At 66.4% G+C, this 20,988-nt stretch carries 22 protein-coding genes; 15 read left to right on the top strand and 7 right to left on the bottom strand.

All coding sequences use genetic code 11. The annotated features are described in order from the left end of the window. Positions 1–71: 71 nt before the first annotated feature. Genes JJ918_RS09130 through JJ918_RS09105 form a run of 6 tightly spaced genes read left to right on the top strand, consistent with a single transcriptional unit; the run spans position 72 to position 3,020 of the window. The gene (locus JJ918_RS09130) at positions 72–428 is read left to right on the top strand and encodes a helix-turn-helix transcriptional regulator (RefSeq protein WP_291886146.1); all 357 of its coding nucleotides are present in this window, start codon (positions 72–74) and stop codon (positions 426–428) included. Continuing rightward, entirely contained in the window at positions 412–930 is a 519-nt protein-coding gene (locus JJ918_RS09125; RefSeq protein WP_291886143.1) for an SRPBCC family protein, read from the top strand. Before JJ918_RS09130 ends, JJ918_RS09125 begins: the two co-directional genes overlap by 17 nt. Further along, positions 927–1,397, top strand: a complete 471-nt coding sequence (locus JJ918_RS09120; RefSeq protein WP_291886141.1) for an SRPBCC domain-containing protein — start codon at positions 927–929, stop codon at positions 1,395–1,397. Before JJ918_RS09125 ends, JJ918_RS09120 begins: the two co-directional genes overlap by 4 nt. Beyond that, positions 1,394–1,885 carry an SRPBCC domain-containing protein gene (locus JJ918_RS09115; RefSeq protein ID WP_291886139.1) on the top strand — a complete coding sequence of 164 codons (492 nt, stop codon included), beginning with the start codon at positions 1,394–1,396 and terminating at the stop codon, positions 1,883–1,885. Before JJ918_RS09120 ends, JJ918_RS09115 begins: the two co-directional genes overlap by 4 nt. Continuing rightward, positions 1,882–2,358, top strand: a complete 477-nt coding sequence (locus tag JJ918_RS09110; RefSeq protein ID WP_291886137.1) for an SRPBCC family protein — start codon at positions 1,882–1,884, stop codon at positions 2,356–2,358. Before JJ918_RS09115 ends, JJ918_RS09110 begins: the two co-directional genes overlap by 4 nt. Positions 2,359–2,360: 2 nt before the next feature. Next, the gene (locus JJ918_RS09105) at positions 2,361–3,020 is read left to right on the top strand and encodes a YceI family protein (RefSeq protein WP_291886134.1); all 660 of its coding nucleotides are present in this window, start codon (positions 2,361–2,363) and stop codon (positions 3,018–3,020) included. 7 nt (positions 3,021–3,027) lie between these two features. Here the strand turns inward: JJ918_RS09105 and JJ918_RS09100 are convergent, their stop codons facing one another. After that, a complete protein-coding gene (locus tag JJ918_RS09100; RefSeq protein ID WP_291886130.1) occupies positions 3,028–3,984 on the bottom strand; it encodes a 2-oxoglutarate and iron-dependent oxygenase domain-containing protein in 957 nt (318 codons plus the stop codon). Positions 3,985–4,142: 158 nt separating this feature from the next. Between JJ918_RS09100 and JJ918_RS09095 the strand changes: the two genes are divergently transcribed. From JJ918_RS09095 to JJ918_RS09085, 3 genes are all read left to right on the top strand, one after another. Next, positions 4,143–4,868 (top strand): glutathione S-transferase N-terminal domain-containing protein, encoded by a 726-nt coding sequence (locus JJ918_RS09095; protein ID WP_291886129.1) that lies wholly within the window; start codon positions 4,143–4,145, stop codon positions 4,866–4,868. Between the two features lie 104 nt (positions 4,869–4,972). Continuing rightward, a complete protein-coding gene (locus tag JJ918_RS09090; RefSeq protein ID WP_291886126.1) occupies positions 4,973–6,571 on the top strand; it encodes a hypothetical protein in 1,599 nt (532 codons plus the stop codon). 165 nt (positions 6,572–6,736) lie between these two features. Next, positions 6,737–7,009 carry a hypothetical protein gene (locus tag JJ918_RS09085; RefSeq protein ID WP_271185406.1) on the top strand — a complete coding sequence of 91 codons (273 nt, stop codon included), beginning with the start codon at positions 6,737–6,739 and terminating at the stop codon, positions 7,007–7,009. Between the two features lie 316 nt (positions 7,010–7,325). Here JJ918_RS09085 and JJ918_RS09080 read toward each other — a convergent pair whose 3' ends face one another. Next, entirely contained in the window at positions 7,326–8,063 is a 738-nt protein-coding gene (locus JJ918_RS09080) for a polysaccharide biosynthesis/export family protein (RefSeq protein ID WP_291886123.1), read from the bottom strand. An 87-nt stretch (positions 8,064–8,150) separates the two neighbouring features. On the opposite strand from JJ918_RS09080, the gene JJ918_RS09075 reads away from it, so the two are divergent. From JJ918_RS09075 to JJ918_RS09055, 5 genes are all read left to right on the top strand, one after another. After that, positions 8,151–9,656 (top strand): hypothetical protein, encoded by a 1,506-nt coding sequence (locus JJ918_RS09075; protein WP_291886120.1) that lies wholly within the window; start codon positions 8,151–8,153, stop codon positions 9,654–9,656. Positions 9,657–9,715: 59 nt separating this feature from the next. Beyond that, positions 9,716–10,348 carry a hypothetical protein gene (locus JJ918_RS09070; protein WP_291886117.1) on the top strand — a complete coding sequence of 211 codons (633 nt, stop codon included), beginning with the start codon at positions 9,716–9,718 and terminating at the stop codon, positions 10,346–10,348. After that, the gene (locus tag JJ918_RS09065) at positions 10,345–11,619 is read left to right on the top strand and encodes an O-antigen ligase (RefSeq protein WP_291886113.1); all 1,275 of its coding nucleotides are present in this window, start codon (positions 10,345–10,347) and stop codon (positions 11,617–11,619) included. The genes JJ918_RS09070 and JJ918_RS09065 overlap by 4 nt, the downstream gene beginning before the upstream one ends. Before the next feature lie 315 nt (positions 11,620–11,934). Continuing rightward, positions 11,935–12,237 carry a helix-turn-helix transcriptional regulator gene (locus tag JJ918_RS09060; RefSeq protein WP_291886111.1) on the top strand — a complete coding sequence of 101 codons (303 nt, stop codon included), beginning with the start codon at positions 11,935–11,937 and terminating at the stop codon, positions 12,235–12,237. After that, a complete protein-coding gene (locus JJ918_RS09055; RefSeq protein WP_291886109.1) occupies positions 12,234–13,478 on the top strand; it encodes a type II toxin-antitoxin system HipA family toxin in 1,245 nt (414 codons plus the stop codon). Before JJ918_RS09060 ends, JJ918_RS09055 begins: the two co-directional genes overlap by 4 nt. A 199-nt stretch (positions 13,479–13,677) precedes the next feature. Here JJ918_RS09055 and JJ918_RS09050 read toward each other — a convergent pair whose 3' ends face one another. From JJ918_RS09050 to JJ918_RS09035, 4 genes are read right to left on the bottom strand one after another with little or no spacing between them, the layout of a single operon-like run. Further along, complete coding sequence (locus JJ918_RS09050) at positions 13,678–14,589, bottom strand: glycosyltransferase family 2 protein (RefSeq protein WP_291886104.1); 912 nt, start codon at positions 14,587–14,589, stop codon at positions 13,678–13,680. After that, on the bottom strand, positions 14,586–15,353 hold the full coding sequence (locus JJ918_RS09045) for a polysaccharide deacetylase family protein (RefSeq protein ID WP_291886102.1): 768 nt from the start codon (positions 15,351–15,353) through the stop codon (positions 14,586–14,588). Before JJ918_RS09045 ends, JJ918_RS09050 begins: the two co-directional genes overlap by 4 nt. Continuing rightward, on the bottom strand, positions 15,350–16,291 hold the full coding sequence (locus JJ918_RS09040; protein WP_291886099.1) for a glycosyltransferase family A protein: 942 nt from the start codon (positions 16,289–16,291) through the stop codon (positions 15,350–15,352). Before JJ918_RS09040 ends, JJ918_RS09045 begins: the two co-directional genes overlap by 4 nt. After that, positions 16,288–17,745 (bottom strand): lipopolysaccharide biosynthesis protein, encoded by a 1,458-nt coding sequence (locus JJ918_RS09035; RefSeq protein WP_291886096.1) that lies wholly within the window; start codon positions 17,743–17,745, stop codon positions 16,288–16,290. Before JJ918_RS09035 ends, JJ918_RS09040 begins: the two co-directional genes overlap by 4 nt. 138 nt (positions 17,746–17,883) lie before the next feature. On the opposite strand from JJ918_RS09035, the gene JJ918_RS09030 reads away from it, so the two are divergent. Beyond that, entirely contained in the window at positions 17,884–18,963 is a 1,080-nt protein-coding gene (locus tag JJ918_RS09030) for a GNAT family N-acetyltransferase (RefSeq protein ID WP_291886094.1), read from the top strand. A gap of 357 nt (positions 18,964–19,320) precedes the next feature. Here JJ918_RS09030 and JJ918_RS09025 read toward each other — a convergent pair whose 3' ends face one another. Continuing rightward, positions 19,321–20,853: an exopolysaccharide biosynthesis polyprenyl glycosylphosphotransferase gene (locus tag JJ918_RS09025; RefSeq protein WP_291886092.1), complete on the bottom strand. Its 1,533-nt coding sequence runs from the start codon at positions 20,851–20,853 to the stop codon at positions 19,321–19,323. Between the last annotated feature and the right edge of the window lie 135 nt (positions 20,854–20,988).

Genomic DNA, 20,988 nt, shown 5'->3' with positions numbered 1-20,988 from the left:
GTTGGGGGAAAGTTAGGCGAATATATAAGTTTTGGGTTGACGGCGCGGCTTGTCGCTGAAAACCTAGGCATATGCCTAACTATCAGACGCATCTCGATTCCACCTTTCATGCCCTGGCGGACCCGACCCGCCGGGCCGTTATCGCCCGTCTTATCGAGGGGCCGGCCTCGGTGTCCGAGCTTGCCGAACCGTTCGAAATGGCTCTGCCGTCCCTGATGCAGCACCTCAAAGTGCTGGAGACGGGCGGGCTGATCCGCACGCAGAAGACCGGACGGGTGAGGACCTGCCGGCTGGAAACCGCGCGTCTGGGCGAGGCACAGGACTGGCTGTCGAAGCAGAAAGCGCTGTGGGAGACCCGGCTCGACCGGCTCGACGCCTATCTCAGGGACATGGCTGCAAAGGAAACCCCCGATGACCCGCAAACGTGACTGGGCCCGCTTCAACCCCGAAACCGACCTGGCCATCGATCGCCGTATCGATGCGCCCGTCGATCTGGTCTGGTCGGCCTGGACCGATCCGGAACGCCTGAAGCAATGGTGGGTGCCGCGCCCCTGGACGACGCCGGAGGTCGAGATGGACCTGCGTCCGGGCGGCATGTTCCGCACCGTGATGCAATCGCCCGAAAGCGAGCGCTTCGACAATGCCGGCATCTTCGTCGCGGTCGAGCCGAAAGCCTGGATTGCCTGGACCAGCGCGCTGCTGCCGGGCTACCGGCCGGCGGGCGATGCCGAGCATTGCGGCGGCATTCACATGACCGCCGGGATTGAATTCAGGCCGGACGGTGCGGGAACGCATTACATCGCCACGGTGTTGCACCCGGACAGGGCGTCCCGCGAACGCCATGAAGCCATGGGCTTCCATGATGGCTGGGGCACCGTGATCGAGCAGCTCGTCGAGATCGTGACGGCGATGAAGGCAGATGCCAGATGACTGACCGGATCACCCATGAACGCTTCACGCTGGAGCGGCGCTACGACGCCACGCCGGCGCAGATATTCGCGGCCTGGAAGGACGTGGAGGGGCGGACACAGTGGCAAAAGCCGGCGGACCATCTTCATCTCGTCTATGACGCGGATGATTTCCGGGTTGGCGGCTGCGACATCAGCCGCTGCTGGGCCGATGGCGATGCCAACGCCTATGAGGCGGTGGTCGTCTACCAGGACATTGTGCCGGACCGCCGCATCATCATGTCCGAGACCGTCAGCCTTGCAGGGCGCAACCTGTCCTCCGCGCTGGCGACGGTCGAGATCGATCCGGACGGGGCCGGCGCCCGCATGCGCCTGACGCTGCAGATCGCGGCGGAGACCGGTTCGGACATCTTCGCGGGCTATCGCGAGGGCTGGGGCGCCCTGCTGGAAAACCTCGTTTCACACCTGACGCGGGAGACCATCCCATGACAGACCAACCGAGCATCACGGAAACGCGACATCTGGAAGCCGATCCGGAGGACGTATTCCGCGCCTGGCTCGATCCGGAACTGGCCCGCCTCTGGCTCTTCGTCCGCTCGGGCCGTCCGGCCGAACGGTGCGAGATCGATGCCCGTGACGGCGGACGCTTTGTGATCCTCGACCGGCGCGATGACGGCGATGCCTATTTTGTCGGCATTTATGAAGAGATCGATCCGCCGCACCGTCTGATCTTCCGTTTCGCAACCGGGCGCAGCGCGGACATCGACCCGGCCGAGGGTGGCCGTGTGACGGTGACCGTCGTGCCGGAAAAGACCGGCGCCAGCCTGACCCTCGTCCAGGACATACCGCCTGCCTATGCCGAATACGCCGACCGGATGCGCGACGGCTGGAAGACCCTGCTCGCCGCTCTGGCCTCGCATCTGGGTGTGTGGGTGGAGAAGCCCGACACCAAACCCTTCAGGGGAGATATTGCATGACCGACCGCCGCGTCGACCACGACACGTTCACGCTCAGCCGGCGCTATGAGTTTCCGCCGCGCACGGTCTTTGCCGCCTGGGCAGAGCCGGCCGCCAAACGCCGCTGGTTCGCCGAGACCGAAGGCTTCACCGAAATCGAGCACGCGCTCGACTTCCGCGTCGGCGGTCTGGAGAGCGCCTCCGGGCGCGCGCCTGACGGTGGACGCTTCACCTATGATGCCGTGATCCATGACATCGAAGAGGGTGCGCGGATCATCCTGGCCTATCGCATGACGATGGACGGCACACCGATCTCGGTCTCGCTGGCGACGGTCACGTTCGAGGCGGACAAGGACGGCACCAGGCTGACCTATGTCGAGCAGGACGCCTTCCTCGACGGTCTCGACAATGCCGGTCCGCGCCGTGAGGGTGTCGCCTGGCAGCTGGAACAATTGGCGCTGGAACTCGCCGAAACCCGCGAAGGGGTACACTGACCATGAAGTCTCTTTTCAAAGCCCTTGGCGCAGCCGCCCTGATGACCGCCCCGGTCCTGGCCCAGGATATCGCGCCGCCGCCGATGGATCCGCCGCCGGCCGGTGCCTACCGGCTCGACACGGCCCATGGCAGCCTCATCGTCCATGTCGACCATATGGGCTTCTCGCGCTACCCGGTCCGCTTCACGCGCTTCGATGTCGAGATGGAGTTCGATCCGCAGGCGCCGGAGACGATGTCCGTGACGGCCGAGATCGACCCGGCTTCGCTGGAAACCCATTATCCGCTCGACGATGTGGATTTCGACGCCGAACTGACCGGTGCGCAATGGCTCGATGTCGAGAACCATCCGGTTATCCGCTTCGTGTCGAGCGATGTGACGCTGACCGGGGAGAATACGGCGCAGGTGGCCGGCACGCTCACCCTGATGGGCATCGAGCAGCCGCTGACACTCGATGTCACCTATAATGGCGGCTATGCCGGCATGGTGCCCTACGACCCGCAGGCCCGGATCGGGTTTTCGGCGACAGCTGCATTCGACCGTTCCGCTTTCGGCCTTGTCTACGGCATCCCGGCCGAAGGCTCCTCGTTCGGCGTGGCCGACCGGGTGACGGTGAATATCGAGGCCGAACTTCTGGGTCCGCCGCTCGAGGCGGCAGATTAGAAGCGTCCTATTTCAAAAGACCGATCTCGCGCAGGCGCTGGTTGAGATAATCGTTGGCGCGGATCGGTTCGAGATACTTGTCCGGATTGTCCGGTCCGGCACAGCCGGGCAGGGTCTCGATCATGTAGTCCGGCCGGTAGTGCAGGAAGAAGGGCAAGGAATAGCGCGAGAATTCCGTGCGCGCACCGGCCGGATTGATCACGCGGTGCTGGGTCGAGGGCAGGATGTCATTGGTCGAGCGGGCCAGCATGTCGCCCATATTCACAACGAGACAGCCCGGCGGCGGGTTCATGTCGACCCATTCGCCCGAGCGCGTCTTTACCTGCAGGCCCGGTTCCTCGGCGCCCAGCAGCAGGGTGATCGTGTTGATATCGCCATGGGCTTCCGCGCGGATCGAACCGCCCGGATCGCCGGTCACCGGCGGATAGTGAAGCAGACGCATCACCGAATTGCCGTCCTTCACCGTGTCGTCGAAGAAGGTTTCTTCCAGGCCCAGATCGAGTGCGATGGCGCGCAGCACTTTCACACCCATCGCGTCGAAGGCGGCATAGAGACCGTGCACGGTCTCCTGCCAGCCGGCAATCTCGCCGGGGACGAGGTTCGGCGCCATGTCGGCTTCATAGGGGTGACCGGCAGGCAGGTCGCGGCCGACATGCCAGAATTCCTTCAGGTCGACATGCTTGGCGTCCTTGGCGATCTCCTTGCCGAAGGGCGTATAGCCGCGTGCACCGCCACCGCCCTCGACGAAGTATTTCATCTTGGTCGCTTCCGGCAGGGCAAAGAATTCGGCGGCCTTGGCGTAGGCGCCGGCGATCAGGGCCTCGTCCAAACCGTGGTCGGAAATGGCGGCGAAACCGTATTCCCGGAAGCTGCGGCCCAGTTCGCGGGCAAAGCGTGCCTTGTCGGTCTCCAGCAGGGTCATCGAGACCGGCGGGAAGCGGGACAGGATATCTTGATCGGGCATGGTTCGGCCTGTTGTCTGTTCGCGCCGACAGATACGGCTTTGGCCGTGTCCTGCCAAGCGCCCGAAGGTCGCACACGCGGCCGTGATTGCAGCATCCCCTTGAACGGGTGACGTCGGGGGCCAATCTGGCAGGGACCGGATTTTTTGAGGAGAGCGCCATGACGGCCCCGATCGAACTCTATTACTGGCCCACGCCGAACGGGTGGAAAGTGTCCATCGCGCTCGAGGAGATGGGCCTGCCCTACGAACTCAAGCCGGTGAATATCGGTGTGGGCGAGCAGTTCGAGCCGGCCTTCCTGAAGATCAGCCCCAATAACCGCATGCCGGCGATCGTCGACCCGGACGGACCAGGCGGCCAGCCGATCTCCGTCTTCGAGAGTGCGGCCATCCTGCAATATCTCGGCCGCAAGACCGGCCAGTTCTATCCTGCCGACGAACGCGCCCGCGTCGAGGTCGAGCAATGGCTGTTCTGGCAGATGGGCGGTCTCGGTCCGATGGCCGGCCAGGCGCACCATTTCCGCTCCTATGCGCAGAAGATCGAGCCGGACGAGAGCAAGCTGGAATACGGCAAGCAGCGTTATACCAATGAGGTGAACCGGCTCTACGGCGTTCTGGAACGGGCCCTCTCCGACGGGCGCGACTATATCGCCGGCGAGTATTCGATTGCCGACATGGCGATCTGGCCGTGGATCCTGCCGGAAGGGCAGGGCCAGAATCTCGACGACTTCCCGAAGCTGAAAGCCTGGGTCGAGCGCGTCGGCGCGCGTCCGGCGGTGAAAGCAGGCCGGGCCGTCGGCAATGATCTGCGCAGCAATCTGGCCGATGACAGCGAACAGATGAAGAAGGCGCGCGCCGTGCTGTTCGGGCAGACGGCGAAGACCTGACCGCATCCTGCTCCGCTGTTGCCGCGATTTCTCGCGTCTGACGTGCAAGGCCTTGCCAGGCGCGCCCCGAACCGGAAGATTGCGGCCGGGATCAAGGGGGCGTCATGGCGGAGACCGTCCATGCGGATACGGATCGTGCGGAGCCGCGCCGGCGGCCGGACGCCGAAGCCTATTGGCGCAGCGGCTTGACCCATGCCGAAGCCACCCGCCGCGAACGCGCGGAAACCTGGCGCGAGGAAACCCGCTCGCCCTGGGAGGCCTCGCCGCCGGGACTGGTCGTGTGGCTGGTGTGGCGGGCGCTCTACAAGGGTTTCCAGCCGGTCTGGCTGATCCTCTCTCTTCTGGCCGCGGGCTGGTTCGGCGGGCAGTGGCTGATCGCCCGTGGCGATCTCGACCCGGCGCCGGCGGATGAGAGCGTATCCGGCCGCCTGCCTGTTGCGATCGCGTCCGCAGTTCCGCCGGGCATGGATGCGCGGGCGTTCTGGGAAGAGCGTCTCGATGCGGCGCTTGACGGCGACCGGCGCCGGCGGGCGGATATCGACCGTTTCCGCGCCTGGGCTGCGCTCGGGCCCGATCTGATAGGCCGCGATCGTCTGGCGCTCGAGCATCTTGCCGGCGATGGCAATACCACTGCACTGGACGCGCAATTGCGCGCCGGCCCGCCCTGGGAGCGCCAGGCCCTGATGGACCGCGCCCTTGCCGACAGGCTGGCTGCGGGGCGTGCGGCCGGGCTGGAACCGCCGGAGCTGATCCTGGCCCCCGAGCGCCTGCGTCAGCGTCATGAGCGGGCACTCTTCCTCTGGTCGATTGCCGATACCAGCGCCCGGGCCTTTTTCCAGGGCCGTGCCCGCGGCGAGTTCGAAATGCGCAGCCTGCCGGGCCTGGTTTCGGACGACGTGGCGGGAGACACGCGGCTTTACGGCGGTGTGCGCCACTTTGTCATTCAGGCCTGCGCGCATCGTGCGGCGGCCTTCGAGGGCTGTGATGCGGCCATTATTCCGGATGCGCCGGCCGATATGCTCGCATTCTCGCTTGCGGCGATCGAGGCGGGACTGGTCCAGCTGCAGATCTCGCCGAGCGTTGCGATGCCGGGTGCGGAAGTCCTGCAGGCGGCCAGCCGGGCCGGGCGGCTGACGGAAGGTTTCCGGACAGCGCTCGAGGCCGATCTGGCTGCGGTGCTTTCGTCCGGCGAGGCGCTGGTGGCATTGAGCGCGACAGGCCTGCGGGCGGATATCGCCTTTGCGGCGCCGGACCAGACGGCCCTGCTGCTGCGCGGCGGGATCGATGCCCGTACGCGTGAGGGGGCCGGGGGCCTGTCGGAAATGCTGAGGGATATCGCAGCGATCCGGGCGCAGACCTCGCCGGCGGTCGCGATCCGGCTGCTGGACGGGCTGGCGGGGCCGGACGATGTCCGGCGCTTGCGCGGGCTGGTGGATGTGGCGGGAGACCGGTCGCTTGCCGTGCGGGAATTACTGGGTCCCAGGGCACTGGAAGCGGCGGAGCCGGCGATACCGGCACCGGTTGTCGAGAGTGCGGACCAGGACCGTCTGAAACGCAACGCCATGCTTGCCCTGATCTCCGCAGCTGTCGTGGTGCTGTTAACCCTGGTGCGGCTGGCGACCCCCCGCAGAATCCGCCTGGGGGCGCGTACAAACCTTGCCGATGCGTGGATGTCGCGTTTAACGCTTGGTAGGAAAACCTAACGCGCGTAAGTATTTAAGGCGTATTTTTCCTGATTTCCCTTAACCTTAAAGCAATCCTCTTTGCGCAAAGTCGCCTCATGTTCGAAGGCATTCGGACAGGATGGTGAAGCGGGTGACACGCCAAGAAAGGCCGCGCCCGCGTGTTGTAAAAAGGGAAGAAGACCCATGGCTTTCACGGACGTAGAAACGGCCCAGGCCCACCAGGCAGCTTTCGCCGACCCGACCGGCGAGGATCTCTGCAAGCTCGGCATCCTGTATTCCACGGGACAGGGCGGCGAGATCGATTATGTCGAAGCTCACAAATGGTTCAATCTGGCAGCCCTGATGGGTTCGGAGCCGGCGAAGTATTATCGCCAGGAAATCTCCGACCAGATGTCGACCATCGAAGTCGCCGCGGCCCAGCGCGCTGCGCGCGAGTGGCTCTCGACCCGCCACTAGGCCGATAATCCGCACCAGACTGTCCACGCCGCCGGCGGGTATGATATACTCGCCGGCAGGGTGATCGCAGTCCTGTGCCCGGCGGAGCGTGTGTCTCCGTCCAACGTGCTGCGAAGGCGGTGCGTAGCGGTGACTTTGCTCACCCGTAACGGCCTCATAAGCGCAACATTGGCGTAACGCAAAGTGGCATTCGCGGGCCTGTGCGGTGTTTGCCGCAGGCGCTATCGCGGGTGATTGCGCGATGCACATAACGGTGCCGTCCCGGTGTCTCGAGGGCCCCGTTTTCCCGACATTCAGGCAGCGTGATAGCCGCGGATCAGTTGTTTGTGATCGCGTCGGCGATCGCGAAGCTCATCGCCTGGTCGAGCGGGACAATCCCCATCACATATTGTTCGACGAAGAGATTGACCTCGGCGACGGTCGAGCGCGGCACGAAGATGATGTCGTGACGCCGGATCTGAATAGTGTCGGCGCCCTGGCGCGCACGCAGCGCGTCGTGCAGGTTCACCGTGCGCATCATCATGTCGCCGCCGGGCGCGCGCCGCAGCACCACGACATCGCCGCGCGCGGCCGTGTTCTGGAAACCGCCCGCCAGCATCACCGCTTCCAGCGCGCCGATCGGACCGGTCATCTCGACCAGGCCCGGTGCATTCACTTCGCCGCCGACGATGATGTTCTGCGGACCCAGGCCGGCACGGCGCACTTCCACCATCGGATTGACGAGCACGTTCTGCGCATAGGCGCGGGCGATCGTGTCGCCGATCTCGCGATCGGTGCGTCCGGCGACCATGAGGTCGGAAATCAGGGGCAGGGCGACGCGACCGTCCGGACCGATCTCGACCGTGCGGGAGAGTTCCGGTGCGGAATGTACGATCACTTCGAAACTGTCGCCGGGATAGAAACGGTAGGCCGGATCGGTCTCCTGCCAGGCCGCAAAGCGCGGTTCGCCCCAGGCTGCGGCAGGCGCGGTATCGGCGCCATGGCTGGCGCAGCCGGTGAGCCCGGGCAGGGTCATCAGGGCCGCCAGGCAGAGGCCGGTCTTGATCGCGCGCATGAAATACTCTCCGCAAGCGTGTCCGGAGCGGATAGTCGGCCGCGTTGGATAACAAATTTTTAAGCGCAATCCGGCTCATATGCACGCATGACTCGCGCGTCCCACTTTTCCGGTCCCCAGCCGGCTCCGGCCGGCGGTCCGGCGGCTTCCGGCCGCCGGGAGCTGGACCTGTTCGACGTGGTGGCCCTGGCCTGGGCCGAGCGCGGCTTCATTGCCATCGTTTTTGCGGTGATTTTCACCCTCGGCGTCGCGGGTGCGATGCTGACGCTGAAGACCAGCTATGTCGCGGAATCGCGCTTTCTCGTCCTGCTGAACGAAGACCCGACACCGGCCGCGGCCGGCTGGGGTGACGGTTTCATGCTGAACCAGGTCATGCAGTCGGAAAGCGAGCTGTTGAGTTCCGAAGCGGTGCGCCGGATCGCGCTGGACAGCCTGGGTGCGGAAACGGTACTGGGCGAAGCGGTCGACGGCGATGCCAGCGGCGCGGCGATGAAAGTGCTGCGCGGCGGTTTCGGCGTGTCGCGCGAACCGAACTCCTCGGCCCTCAATGCCAGTTTCGAAAGCCATGATCCGGAACGCGCCGCGCTGATCCTCAATGCGATTGTCGACGCCTATCTGGCCTATCGCGAGGAAGTGCTGATCGAGACCGGTGTGACCGGTCTGGGCGTGCGCCGCCAGCAGGCCGATGTGGCAGTGCTGGAAACGCGCGCCGCGCTGGATGCTTTCCTGGACGAGCACGGCCTGTCGAATTTCGACACCGAACAACAGACTTCGCAGACCCTTGTCGGCAATCTGGCCGAACGCCTGAACGGTGCCCGGGCCGACCGCGATGCGGCGCAGGCCGGTGCCGCGGCGCTGCGCCAGCGGCTCGACCAGATCCCCGAGCAGATCGAGCTTTATGTCGAGAACGGTGTTTCCGGACGCCTGCTCGACCTGCGCGCCGAACGCGCCAGCCTGCTGTCGCGCTACCAGCCGGGTGCGCCGGCGGTGAGCGCGGTGGAGCGCGAGATTGCCGCGCTGGAAGCCTTTGTCGCCAGTGGTGCCGCAGCCAGCGAAGGCCAGCGCCGCTCCGGGGCCAATCCGGTGCGCCAGGAACTGGAATCGGAACTAGCCCGGCGCGAGGCGGATGCCCGCTCCCAGGCCGTTCTGGCCGGATCGCTGGAAACGCAATTGCGCGATGTGCGCAGCGATGTGGAACGCCTGCGCGGTCTGGAAACCGAATATACGCGCCTGGCCCAGAACGTCTCTGCCGCCGAAGAGGCGGCCGCCGCGATTGCCGCGCTGGAAGCGACGGCCGAAGCGCGCCGGGCTCCGGCTGTCGGTGCGGCCGATGCGGTGCGCGTGATCGACCGGGCCTCGCCGCCGCTGGAAGGCTCGTCGATGAAGAAGCTGGCACTGGTCGCCTCGGCCGTGCTGGCCATGGGCGTGGCGCTCTTCCTGGGCCTGCTGCGCGGTTACTGGCGCACCTATGTCGCCGCCGGTGCGCTGCGCCGTCCGCGCGAAACGCGCCGGCCGCAGGATGTGCCCGAGCCGGCGAACGATCCCTATGGCGGCCTGCCGGTGCTGGCGCGCATCGCCGATCGCTCTGCGTAAGCGGGACGTTAACCACGCGGCGGGCAATCTGGCGCGACACGAATGATTCCAGGCCCGTCATGAATCTCACCCAGGACCTCTCAACCCTGATCGACCAGCTCGAGCCGATTGCCCGGCCCGGCGGGGAAGGGCGTGTTCTCATGGTGATGGGCGCCAGCCGCGGCGCCGGTGCCTCGACGGTGGCGCGCGAGCTGGCCCGCCTGGCCGCGCGGCGCTCGCATCGCGGTGTCTGGCTGTATGATCTCGATTTTGCCGGCAATACCCAGGCCGAGGCAGCGCGGGTGCAGGGACCGGTCTTCGATGCCCGTTTCGGACGGGAGCCCTTCTGGCGGATCGAGGCCGGCGAGGCTCAGGCCCGGATTGTCGCCCGCGAGTCGGTGGCCCCCAATCTTTTCGTCACCCAGATGCAGGCCCGCCGCGACACGGTGAAACAGGTCCTTCTCGGACCGGCGCCGGACTACTGGAAAGCCGTGCGCCGCTCGATCGATCTGGCGATCGTCGATGCGCCGGGAAACAGCCGCGCGCCGCTCTCGCTGGTGGGCGATCTGGACGGGGTGATCCTGGTGGCCGACGCACGCCTGTCGCGCACGGACGGCATCATGGCCCGGCGCCAGGCGATCGAGGCTCGCGGCGGCGTGGTCGCCGGCATCATCGTCAACCGCGCGGACGGGCAGGCCCGGAGCGCGGCATGAGCTTGGCACCGGCCCGCGATATCGCACCGGAACCGGCGCTGATCACGGCCTGGCGCAATGCGCCGGGCTTTTCCTTTTTACGGGCCCTCGAAGGCTCGGCGACGGTTGTCTGCCTCTATCTTTTCTCGACCGCGCTGATCGGGCCGGTGTTTGCCGATCCGGCCGATCCGGAAAGCTCGGCCATCCTGCGGCTGATCTGGCTGCCGGTCTATGCGCTCACCCTGGCGCTGTGCGCCCTGCGGCCCGGTGCCGTGCTGGGCACGCTGGCCAATAATGTCCTGCTTTTAGGCCTGGTCTCGCTGACCGCCGTCTCGGTGATCTGGTCGATCGACCCGGACACCACGCTGCGCCGCTCCTTCGCCCTGATCATGTCGACCCTGTTCGGCTTCTGGATGGCCTCGCGCTGGACCTGGCGCGAAATGATCCTGCTGATCGCCTCGGCCTTCGGCCTGATCGCCGTGTCGAGTGCCGTCATGGCCGTCGCCGTCCCTTCGATCGGGATCGATCATGCGGTGCATGCCGGCGCCTGGAAGGGCGTGTTCTGGGAGAAGAACACGCTGGGCGGCATGATGGCGCTGGGTGCGGTGAGTGCCTATGCGGCGCTGCGCGCCGATCCGGACCGCCGCTGGATCTGGGCCGGCATGGCCTTGCTGTGCACGGCGCTGGTCCTCCTCTCGACCTCGAAAACGGCGCTCCTGTCCTGGACGCTCGGCACGGGCGGGGCGATCGGCATCATGGCCTGCCGCCAGGGTTTCGGCTTTGCCACCCTGGTGCTCTTCCTGGGACTGACGGGCGGCATCATGCTGGGCATGATCCTGCTGATCGCGCCGGTGGAATTCCTGGAAATGCTGGGCCGCGACGCCACGCTGACCGGCCGGACCGATATCTGGGCCATCCTGATCGAGGAGGTCTGGCGCCGTCCCTGGACGGGCTATGGCTATCGTGCCTTCTGGACGGTGGAGAACGGGCCGGTCTACTGGGTCCGCGCCGGCACGAGCTGGCCGGTGCCGACGGCCCATAACGGCCTCCTGGAAATTGCGCTGGCGCTGGGCATTCCCGGTGTCGTTCTGATGCTGACCGTCTATCTGCGCTCGCTGATCCGCGCCGCCGGCACGATCTTTTCGCAACGCCCCGAGACCTACTGGGTGCTCGCCCAGTTCGCCATCATGGGCCTGGCCTCGATCTCGGAAAGCAATCTGATGAACCAGAATTCGCTCAGCTGGATCCTGTTCACGGCGGGCGCCGCGAAACTGGCGCAGGGCTCGCGATAGGGGTCTCGCGGCTTGGATTTCCCCGGCGAGGCTTTGATTTCCATCGCAAGCGCCGCTTTCCCCTCACAAGCGCCACTTTCCCCGGCCCTGTGCCGGGGCCTGGCATCAGGAGACAGGTTTGCTCCGGGTTTTCGGCGTTTCCGGGAAACTCAACCAGGCCCCGGAATTCGCTTCGCTCCTCCGGGGAAAGTGGGAGTGGGGCTCCTCCGGGGAAAGTAGGGGGAGCAGGGGAAAGCAAACCGGGAGAAACACTCGCAAATCAAGTGATATTATGGTATCAAATATTCCGGAATTATCTCAGTAACTGATATCATAATGTCATTTAAACTCTCAACGCCGCAGGAAGTGTCGGCAACGCTTGGGCAGCGGCTTCGGGCGCGGCGGCTTGATGCGGATCTGACGCAGGACGGTCTGGCGGCGCGCAGCGGGGTTCCGGTGGCCACCCTGCGCAAGTTCGAACGCACGGGCGAGATCGCCTTCGTCTCCTTTATCCGGCTCGCCATGGCGCTGGGCGATGAAGCCGCGCTGGACGGGCTGCTGGCCGGGCGTCAGCGCTATGGATCGTTGCACGATGTGCTGGAGCCGCCGCGGCGGCCGCAGCGGGGACGGCGCACGTGAAGATCGCGCCGGGCACGCCGCTTGAAGTCACGCTGCAATGGGATGACCGCACAGCCATGCCGGTCGGACGGCTGGCCTATCGCGACGGCCAGGCCTGGCTGGAATATACGCCGGATTTTCTCGCATCCGGCCTGCAATTATCGCCGCTGCATCACCAGGCCGGCCTTGGGCTGGAAACCGCCTGGAAGCGGGACGTCTTCGAGGGGCTTCACGGCATGTTTGCCGACAGCCTGCCGGACGGGTGGGGGCGGCTCCTGGTCGACCGGCGCGCACGGCAGCTGGGTTTCGAGCCGTCGCAGCTGACACCGCTGGACCGTCTGGCCTGTGTCGGGCGCCGCGGGGTCGGTGCGCTGACCTATGCCCCGGCCATGGATGTGTGGGATGGCGCGGAAGGAGCGCTCGACCTGGATCGTCTGGCGGCGGATGCAGCGCGGGTTCTGGCTGGCGAGGCGGGGGCGGTGATTGCCGCGCTCGGCCAGGCCGGCGGTTCACCGGCGGGCGCGCGGCCCAAGGCCCTGATCGCGCTCAATGCGGCAGGCGAGGCCCGGCACGGGTCCGACGCGATCCCCGAAGGGTATGACGGCTATCTGGTGAAGTTTCCCGGCCGCGACGATCCGGCCGATATTGCCGCCATCGAATATGCCTATGCACTTATGGCCCGGGCGGCCGGCGTGATCATGCCCGATGTCCGCCTGATCGAAGGCCCGGGCGAGGTCCGCTATTTTGCCACGCGGCGCTTCGACCGGGAGGGCGATGCGCGTCTGCACGTGCATTCGGCCTGTGGTCTTCTGTATTCCGATTTTCGCCTGCCGGCGCTGGATTATCGCGAGCTGATCCGCCTGGCGCGCGCCGTCACCCGCGACCGGCGCGAGGCGATCGCCATGTACCGGCTGGCCGTATTCAATGTGCTGGCCCGCAATCGTGACGATCACGCCAAACAGTTCAGCTTCCTGATGGACCGCGACGGGCGCTGGAGCCTCGCCCCGGCCTATGACCTGGTGTTCACGGACGGGCCGGGTGGCGAGCATTCGACCAGTGTTCTCGGACATGGCCGCGATATCGGCCGGGAGACACTTGTGCGCCTCGGGGCCGAAGCCGATCTGGACGCTGCCGGCGCATGTGAGGTGATCGATACGGTCAGCGCAGCGGTCGCAGACTGGGCGCGTTTTGCGGCGGATGCCGGTGTTTCGCGGGCATCGCTCGCGCGGATTGCAGACGGGCTGGCGGCCGTGCGGGTCTAGGCGGGAAAGTTGGTTGCGTGTGCCGCCCCCGTCGCAAGCGCCGCTTTCTCATCACAAGCGCCGCTTTCCCATCACACACACCGCTTTCCCCGGCCTTGTGCCGGGGCCTGGCATCAGAAGACGGGCTTGTCCCGGGTTTTCAGCGGAAACTCAACCAGACCCCGGAATTCGCTTCGCTCCTCCGGGGAAAATGGGGCGCCTACCCCTCAATCTGGCCGTAAAACCGCGGTTCGAAGGCTTCGATCCAGAGGAATTTTCCGGCGCCCTGGACACAGCGGTCGAGGAATTCGGCGGCGCGGCGGGGCATGGCGAGGCTGGTGAGGCCGGCGAGCGAGCCGTAGACCAGTGTCTGGGCGAGGCCCACACCCATCCAGAACACGATGCCCGGCCAGTTCATGCGCTCGCCGCGGCTGCACGACTGGGTCGCGCCCTGTCCGAAGGCGAAGGAGCGCGCCAGGAGGTAGCGCCAGCCGGTGCGCGTGGCATCGACAGTTTCGATACCGACCGCCTTCGCCGACCAGGCGAAGCGGGCACCCTGGCGGGCCAGCAGGGCGAAGAAGACATCATCCTCGCCGCCCGAGGCATTCATGCGCGGATCGAAGGGCCGGTCGGCAATCTCGAACGCGTCACGGTCAATGAGGGAATTGCCGCAGCCGAACGGCTTGTCCAGGCGGCAGTCCTGCGCCGGGCCGACGCGGGAATAGAGCCGGTGTGCCAGATCGGCGCGGATGCCGGAGACGTCGAGCGCTTCGCCGCGCAGCGGTCCGAACACGACGCTGGCGTCGAGCGTGCGGGCGGTGTCGAGCAGGGCTTCCAGCCAGCCGACCGAGGCGATCTCGTCATCGTCGAGGAAGGCGATATAGCGGCCGGTCGCGGCGGCAAAACCGGCATTGCGGGCATTCGACACACCCGGTTGCGGCTCGTGGATATAGACCACCTCGCAGCGTGCGATGGCTTTCGCGGTCGCGGCGACCCGCGCGGCGCTGCCGGCCGGGTCATTGTCGACGATCACCAGCTGGTCGGGCTGGTGCGACTGGGCCAGAACGCTTTCCACGGCATGCCGCAGGCCTTCGGGCCGGCGGAAGGTCGGGATGATGACGGATACACTCATTCTTCTCTCCCCATAAGGCGCGCCGCTTCGGCCATGGTCATGACCTGTGCGCCGGACGCCTCAACCGCCTCGCACACCCGTTCGAACTGGGCCGGGGTGCAGCCCCACTGCGTCGGCGCGTCCTGGATGTCGTGGGCGTAGTAGATCAGCCAGCCGGGATGATCCGGCAGCGTGCCGGCGGCCTCGATGGCGCGGGCAATGCCGGCCTCGCCGCCGTCCAGCGGTACGGAGGCGAGCAGGCCGCGATCCACCGTGCCGCGATTGATGCCGGCGCGGATGCCGCGCAGCGTGGTGAAACGGTCGCCCAGCGCCAGTTTGGCAGCCGGTGTCGCCTCGCCATAGGCGAAGGCAAAGGATGTGATCTCGGCTTCGTGGCCCATCGCGGCCAGGGCGCGGGCATTGCGCTCGACATCGGCGACCAGTGCGCGGTCGGAAACGGCGGAGGCGTCGAGATGGCCATAGGTGTGGCAGGCGATCTCGTGACCGTCTGCCGTCAGCCGGGCGAGATCGCCGGCATCGAACATGGCGCCGTGATGGGTCTCGCCGCCGGCATAGCCGGCCGAGGCGTAATAGGTGCCGCGCCAGCCATGACGTTCCAGCACGGCCGCGCCGGTCGTGGCGGCCGATTTGGGGAAATCGTCGAAGGTGAAGGTGACGATGGCGTGGTCGAGATCGATCCGCATCGGCTGGCGGGCCGCAAAGCGGACCCAGCGGCGGTTCAGGGCGGCACCGAGGCCGGAGCCGGGTGTGTAGGGCGCGTTCATGACAGGGCCTCCGCGGTCCAGCTGGCGCGCCACAGTTTGAGGGCCGTCGTGCGCAGCTTCATCGGCAGGACAGGGCTGCGGGTGATCATCGACCAGATGCCGCGCAGGGCCGCCTGGCCGGGAATACGGGCCAGCGTGCGCGCCGCACGGGCGCCGGGCAGTCCGGCCAGTTCGGGATGACGGTCGAGCAGGCGGCGGTAGTTCACGGCGCCGGCCCGGAATTTCGCCAGCAGGGCCGCCGGCGATTGCAGACCGCCATGCCAAGCCGGATTGTCGACATGTACCAGGGTGAACTCGCGGGCGGCCATGACCGCCCAGTCGACATCCTCGAATCCCCAGCCGGTAAAGCCCGTATCGAAGGGGACGGCTTTCATCACATCGGCTCGCACCAGGATGTTGGACGAGCAGAAGGCAGTCGGACCGGTGACATTGCGCTCCTCGGCACCATGCTCCTCGCACGAACGGGTGAGTGCGGCGTGCAGTTCCAGTTCGCGCTCGGACGGCCAGTCGGTGGCGTGACCGCCATAGGCGGCGTCGAACCCGCCGCGGGCGGCCAGGGCGCGATAGGTCTGCAGGAAGGCGGGACCGCCCGGACGCATGTCGGCGTCCAGAAAGACCAGCCACTCGCCGCGGGCCTGTTCTGCCAGCAGGTTGCGGCCTTCCGAGCGGCCGCGATTGCGGGTCGAGGTCAAAAGGCGCGCCGGGGTTTCCAGGCTGGCGAGCAGCAGGGACAGCGCGGCATTGAGTTCGCGGTCGGGCTCGCCATCATCATAGAGCACGATCTCGACATCGCCGGCCGCCTGGCCTTCCAGCGCCCGCACCAGACCGCCCGGATTGTCGCCATAGAAGGGCACCAGAACCGACATGGAAATCCGGTCGGCGGCCTGGCTGGCCGCATTGGCATATTCGCGCAGGGAAGTGTCGGCCATCATGGTCATGTCGTCGCCCCCGCCGGCTTGATCAGTGCGCGGGCATCGCGCAGCCATTGCCGGCATCCGGCAATATCGAACACATAGGCTGAGATCGCGTAAACGACTGCGCCAATTGCTGCTTTTACGGCCAGTGTCTGCCAGGCCTCGGGCAGGCCGGGCACGGCCAGCACGGCGGCAGCCATGATCGCGGTGGCGCTGCCGGCCTTGATCCATTCGGCCCAGGGCAGGGGCAGGGCGAAATGCCTGCGGCCCGTCACCACGCACACCACCAGTGCCAGCGCATAGACCAGAACCGTCGCCAGCGCGGCGCCGGTCAGGCCGAACGCCGGGATGAAGACGAGGTTGAGACCCAGATTGAGAATGGCCGAGGCGCTCATGATCGCCGCCATCACGCCGGTGCGGCGGGTGAGGGTGAAGGCCTCGTGGAAATAATAGGTCATCATGCCGTTCATCAGACCCGACAGGGCGATCCAGGGCAGGATGCGGGCGGCTTCCTCGCGCAGCGCCTCGCCGACCAGCACGCCGGTCAGCGGCTGTGCGACCAGGGCGAGCCCGGCGGCGGCAGGGAAGGCGATCAGGCCCATCAGTCCGGCGGCCTGTCCCGCGACGGCCTGGGCGGCGGCCTTGCCGTCCTGTTCCAGGGCGCGGATCGTCATCGGCCACACGGCCGCGCCGAACCAGATGAAGATGATGTCCAGCAGGCGGTCGGCGAGGCCGTAGCCGGCGGCATACATGCCGACCGCGCCCTGGCCGAGAAAGCCGGCGATCAGGAAACGGTCGCCCACCGAGAGCAGGTGTTCGAAGATCAGGGACAGCGTCACCGGCAGGCCGTAGGCGGCATAGGCCGCAACGCGCACATTCTGGCGCTTGCCGCCGCGGGCACGGTTCAGCATCACCGGCAGGTCGAAGACCAGCATCACGCCGGCGGCCACGGCCAGGCCGATGAAAATGCCGGCAGCGCCCAGATCCGTCGTCAGGATCAGGCCGACACCGATCATGAAGCCGAGCATGAGATAGCTCGCTTCCAGGGCGGAGAAGCGGCGCACATCGCCCTGGGCGCGATGGGTCTCCATGCCGATCTGCATCGCGGCACGCAGAAGGAGAGCGACGACCGCGAAGGCGAGTGCCGTTTTGAGCCGCGCGTCCAGCGGCAGGATCTGGACCAGGCCGATCAGCACCGTGCCCGCGACCAGCGCGATCAGGGCATAGACGGCATAGGCCGTCATCAGGTGTTCGCGCATCCGGCCGCGGCGTTCGGCGCGCGCATGAAAGCGTGCGACAGCGGCTTCCAGCCAGGTGAAAATCAGGATGTGGGTCAAGGACATGGCGGCCAGTGCCAGGGCGTAGCTGCCATAATCTTCCGGCGCCATCAGCCGCGTGAAGACGGCGACGCTGCCAAAGCCCACAAGACCCTGTGCGGCCTGTACCGGCAGATAACCCAGAAGATACCGTCCAAGCATGAAACGCTCCACTCGCCCTTGAGGCGAACCATGCAAGCGCGATGCCGCGCGGGAGGCGACCGGCATCAGGAATCTTCATGTCCTGATAAGGGGTTCGACCTAGTGTTGCAGCGGGGACAATGACGCAGGCTCATCACCATGGATGTGGCACTGAAAAAACCCAGTGATCTCGCTGCCGACGAGCGCGAGGCCTGGGCCGAATTCGTTGCAAATGACGCGGCGCTGGCCAGCCCGTATTTCGCGCTCGACTTTGCCGAATGCTGCGAGGAAGTGCGCGCGGATACGCGGGTGGTCACGGTGCGCGAAAACGGCGTGCCGGTGGGCTTCCTGCCGCTGCACACGGGCAGGTTCGGCTTTGCCCGTCCGCTCGCCGGACCGCTGGGCGATGTGCATGGCGTGATCGGCGAGCCGGGCCGCCCGGTCGATCTGATGGCCTGGCTGAAGGGCGCGGGCATCCCGATCTTCCTGTTCCACAGCGCGCTTGCCAGCCAGCCGGCCTTCCGGCCGCACGCGCTGGGCTATGATGGCGGCTGGATCATCGATGTCTCGGACGGGTTCGACGCCTGGCACGAGAACCGCCGCTCGATCAATTCCAAGATCGTGCGCAATATCCGCACGCGGTTCCGCCGTCTGGAAGAGGCCGAGGGCGGCCATCGCTTCACCATGCACGACACGCGTCCTGAAGCCATGGCGCAGATGCTGGCCTGGAAGCGCGCGCAATACTCCGAGAGCGGCGTGTTCGACGTCTTCTCGGTCGCCTGGACCCGCAAACTGCTCGAAGCGGTGCTGCGCCGGCGCAGCGATACATTCTGGGGCGTTTGCTCCAGCCTGGAAATCGACGGCAGGTTCGCCGCCGTCCATGTCGGCATGGCGAGCGAGCGGCTGGTGCAATACTGGTTCCCCGCCTATGACCGCGATCTCGGTGCGATCAGCCCTGGCCTCGTGCTGATGGTGGAAAGCGCCCGCCGCGCTGCCGAAGCCGGCCAGAAAGGCGTCGATCTCGGCCCCGGCCAGTTTGCCTTCAAGAAGGATCTGGCGACCTGCCAGGTCGGTCTCGCCGGCGGCTATTGCGCACCGGCCGGCTGGGCCGCCGCCGCCCGCAAGACCGTACTCGACACCTCCGACTGGGCCCACCCGGAACGCACCGGACAGGTGGCCCGCCTGACGGGGAAGGCCATGCGCAAGCTGAACCGGTTGACCGGGTTTTACGGGGTTTGATCCCCGCATTTTCCCAATCACACCACTTTCCTCAGGTTGAACAACAGTCTTGGCAAGTGGGGCAAGATTGTTCGTCTCCCCACGCCGTCATCCTGACGAAAGTCAGGACCCAGACCGCGTAGCGGAATTCGGGCGTTTGAAGCTCAGAAACGGGCCAGCAGGCAAGCACGACGAACGCACGTTCGCGACCGCCCAGCCTTGTGAACTGGGCCCTGACTTTCGTCAGGGTGACGGAGACGGTTGTGGCGTTGTGCCCCTAGTCGTCCTGCACGCTCGACAGTATTTCCCCCGGCCCCGGAATTCGCTTCGCTCCTCCGGGGAAAGCAGAGGGGAGGATCCGGGGAAAGCGGCGCTGCGCTACCGGATATTCACCTTGTCGCCCAGGAGCGCCGGCAGGGTGCGGAGCATGATCCAGAGGTCGAACCAGAAGTTGGCGCGGGCGATGTATTCCAGGTCCAGGCGGACGCGTTCGCGGGCGGCTTCGGGGGAATGCAGCGGACCGCGCGAGCCGTTGATCTGGGCCCAGCCGGTAATGCCCGGCTTCACGCGGTGGCGGTGGGCGTATTCGGCCACCAGTTTGGAGGTTTCCGTCCCGCCGGTGCGCATGCCCGGCGCGTGCGGACGCGGACCGACCAGCGACATCGAACCGGCGACGACATTCCACAGCTGCGGCAGCTCGTCGAGCGAGGTCTTGCGCAGGAAACCGCCAATACGGGTGACACGCGGATCGTCGAATTCGACCTGACGCACCGGGCCGTCCTGGCTGCGGGGATCGTGACGCATGGTGCGGAATTTCAGCACTTCGATCGGACGGCCATTGAAGCCCTCGCGGGTCTGGCGGAACAGGATGGGGCCGGGGCTGTCCAGCTTCACCGCCAGCGCGATCAGCGCCATCACGGGCAGGGCAAACAGCGACATGACGAGGCTGAAGGCGAGGTCGGTGATGCGCTTGAGCACAAGGTGGCCGAGGCGCTCCTCGACACCGTTCATGCGGGCAGCCTGCACGCCGACGATATCGTCGAGCGAGGTTTCGGCCGGATCGAAACTGTCCAGGTCCAGCAGCAGGCAGACCGAATGCGGCAGGGCGCGCAGCTTGGCGAGCAGCATCTGCACGCGCTGTTCGGCCTTGGGCGACACGGTCAGGATGATGCGGTCGACCTCGTGCAGCAGCGGCCAGGAGAACAGGTCGTCGGTCGAGCCGAGATAGGGCGCGCCGGCGAGGGCGGCCGGGCTGCGCGACTTGCGGTCGTCGAACACGCCGACGACATTCACCGTGCCGGACCCGGCATTGGCGGCGATCAGCTTGCGGGCATTCGGCGTGGCGCCGACCAGCACGACATTGCGCGCCAGGCGGCCGGCGCGAGCCCAGTGACCGATGAAGACGGCATAGATGATGTGCAGGACGGTCAGTGCGCCGACACCGGTCATGGCGAACAGGGCCACCAGTTCGGTCGCGCGCGGTGCGGTGACGAGGGCGAGCGCGGTGATGGCCGATCCGGCCAGGCCCGTCGCGATAAAGGCGCGGGCGACGCGGTAGAGGCCGACCTCGCGCGGTTCGATCCGGTAGACGCCGCTGAGCATCAGGAGCGCCGGAGCCAGCACGGTAAAGGCGACGACCGGCAGGAGTTCGCCGGCGGCGACTTCGGTCACGCGTCCGCCGGACATGGCGTAGGCGCCAGCCGCGGCGACGATCACGGTGACGAAAATGTCGAGGGATTGCAGGATATGGCTCAGCGCCTTGCGGTTCACGCGGTGCTGCGGCGCGCGGGCCTGGGCCTTCAGCTGGGCACGGGTCAGCGACGCCGTGTCGGCGATGGCGGGCCGGATCGGCTCGGACGTATCATTGGCAGGGCCGGTGCCGGACGGCTTGGCAACGCTCGAATAATCCACGTCAAATCCCCTTCGTTCCGGATCAGGATGCGCAGATCGGGACAAATATTTCGTTGAGGAGCGTGGTTAATGCGACCTTGACGATCATTTTTCATCGTCGATGCGTTGCAAGGGTGGCCATCTGCTGCGTTGCAG

The sequence above is a fragment of the Maricaulis sp. genome, assembly GCF_017642925.1.
Classification (GTDB): domain Bacteria; phylum Pseudomonadota; class Alphaproteobacteria; order Caulobacterales; family Maricaulaceae; genus Maricaulis.
The sequence above is the reverse complement of the archived record's forward strand: the minus strand, read 5'-3'. Positions and strand labels throughout refer to the sequence as shown.

Bases quoted from the DNA above. Each gene is read 5' to 3' on its own strand.
- JJ918_RS09130 (WP_291886146.1), top strand. From the start codon at position 72: ATGCCTAACTATCAGACGCATCTCGATTCCACCTTTCATGCCCTGGCG.
- JJ918_RS09125 (WP_291886143.1), top strand. From the start codon at position 412: ATGACCCGCAAACGTGACTGGGCCCGCTTCAACCCCGAAACCGACCTG.
- JJ918_RS09120 (WP_291886141.1), top strand. From the start codon at position 927: ATGACTGACCGGATCACCCATGAACGCTTCACGCTGGAGCGGCGCTAC.
- JJ918_RS09115 (WP_291886139.1), top strand. From the start codon at position 1,394: ATGACAGACCAACCGAGCATCACGGAAACGCGACATCTGGAAGCCGAT.
- JJ918_RS09110 (WP_291886137.1), top strand. From the start codon at position 1,882: ATGACCGACCGCCGCGTCGACCACGACACGTTCACGCTCAGCCGGCGC.
- JJ918_RS09105 (WP_291886134.1), top strand. From the start codon at position 2,361: ATGAAGTCTCTTTTCAAAGCCCTTGGCGCAGCCGCCCTGATGACCGCC.
- JJ918_RS09100 (WP_291886130.1), bottom strand. From the start codon at position 3,984: ATGCCCGATCAAGATATCCTGTCCCGCTTCCCGCCGGTCTCGATGACC.
- JJ918_RS09095 (WP_291886129.1), top strand. From the start codon at position 4,143: ATGACGGCCCCGATCGAACTCTATTACTGGCCCACGCCGAACGGGTGG.
- JJ918_RS09090 (WP_291886126.1), top strand. From the start codon at position 4,973: ATGGCGGAGACCGTCCATGCGGATACGGATCGTGCGGAGCCGCGCCGG.
- JJ918_RS09085 (WP_271185406.1), top strand. From the start codon at position 6,737: ATGGCTTTCACGGACGTAGAAACGGCCCAGGCCCACCAGGCAGCTTTC.
- JJ918_RS09080 (WP_291886123.1), bottom strand. From the start codon at position 8,063: ATGCGCGCGATCAAGACCGGCCTCTGCCTGGCGGCCCTGATGACCCTG.
- JJ918_RS09075 (WP_291886120.1), top strand. From the start codon at position 8,151: ATGACTCGCGCGTCCCACTTTTCCGGTCCCCAGCCGGCTCCGGCCGGC.
- JJ918_RS09070 (WP_291886117.1), top strand. From the start codon at position 9,716: ATGAATCTCACCCAGGACCTCTCAACCCTGATCGACCAGCTCGAGCCG.
- JJ918_RS09065 (WP_291886113.1), top strand. From the start codon at position 10,345: ATGAGCTTGGCACCGGCCCGCGATATCGCACCGGAACCGGCGCTGATC.
- JJ918_RS09060 (WP_291886111.1), top strand. From the start codon at position 11,935: ATGTCATTTAAACTCTCAACGCCGCAGGAAGTGTCGGCAACGCTTGGG.
- JJ918_RS09050 (WP_291886104.1), bottom strand. From the start codon at position 14,589: ATGAGTGTATCCGTCATCATCCCGACCTTCCGCCGGCCCGAAGGCCTG.
- JJ918_RS09045 (WP_291886102.1), bottom strand. From the start codon at position 15,353: ATGAACGCGCCCTACACACCCGGCTCCGGCCTCGGTGCCGCCCTGAAC.
- JJ918_RS09040 (WP_291886099.1), bottom strand. From the start codon at position 16,291: ATGACCATGATGGCCGACACTTCCCTGCGCGAATATGCCAATGCGGCC.
- JJ918_RS09035 (WP_291886096.1), bottom strand. From the start codon at position 17,745: ATGCTTGGACGGTATCTTCTGGGTTATCTGCCGGTACAGGCCGCACAG.
- JJ918_RS09030 (WP_291886094.1), top strand. From the start codon at position 17,884: ATGGATGTGGCACTGAAAAAACCCAGTGATCTCGCTGCCGACGAGCGC.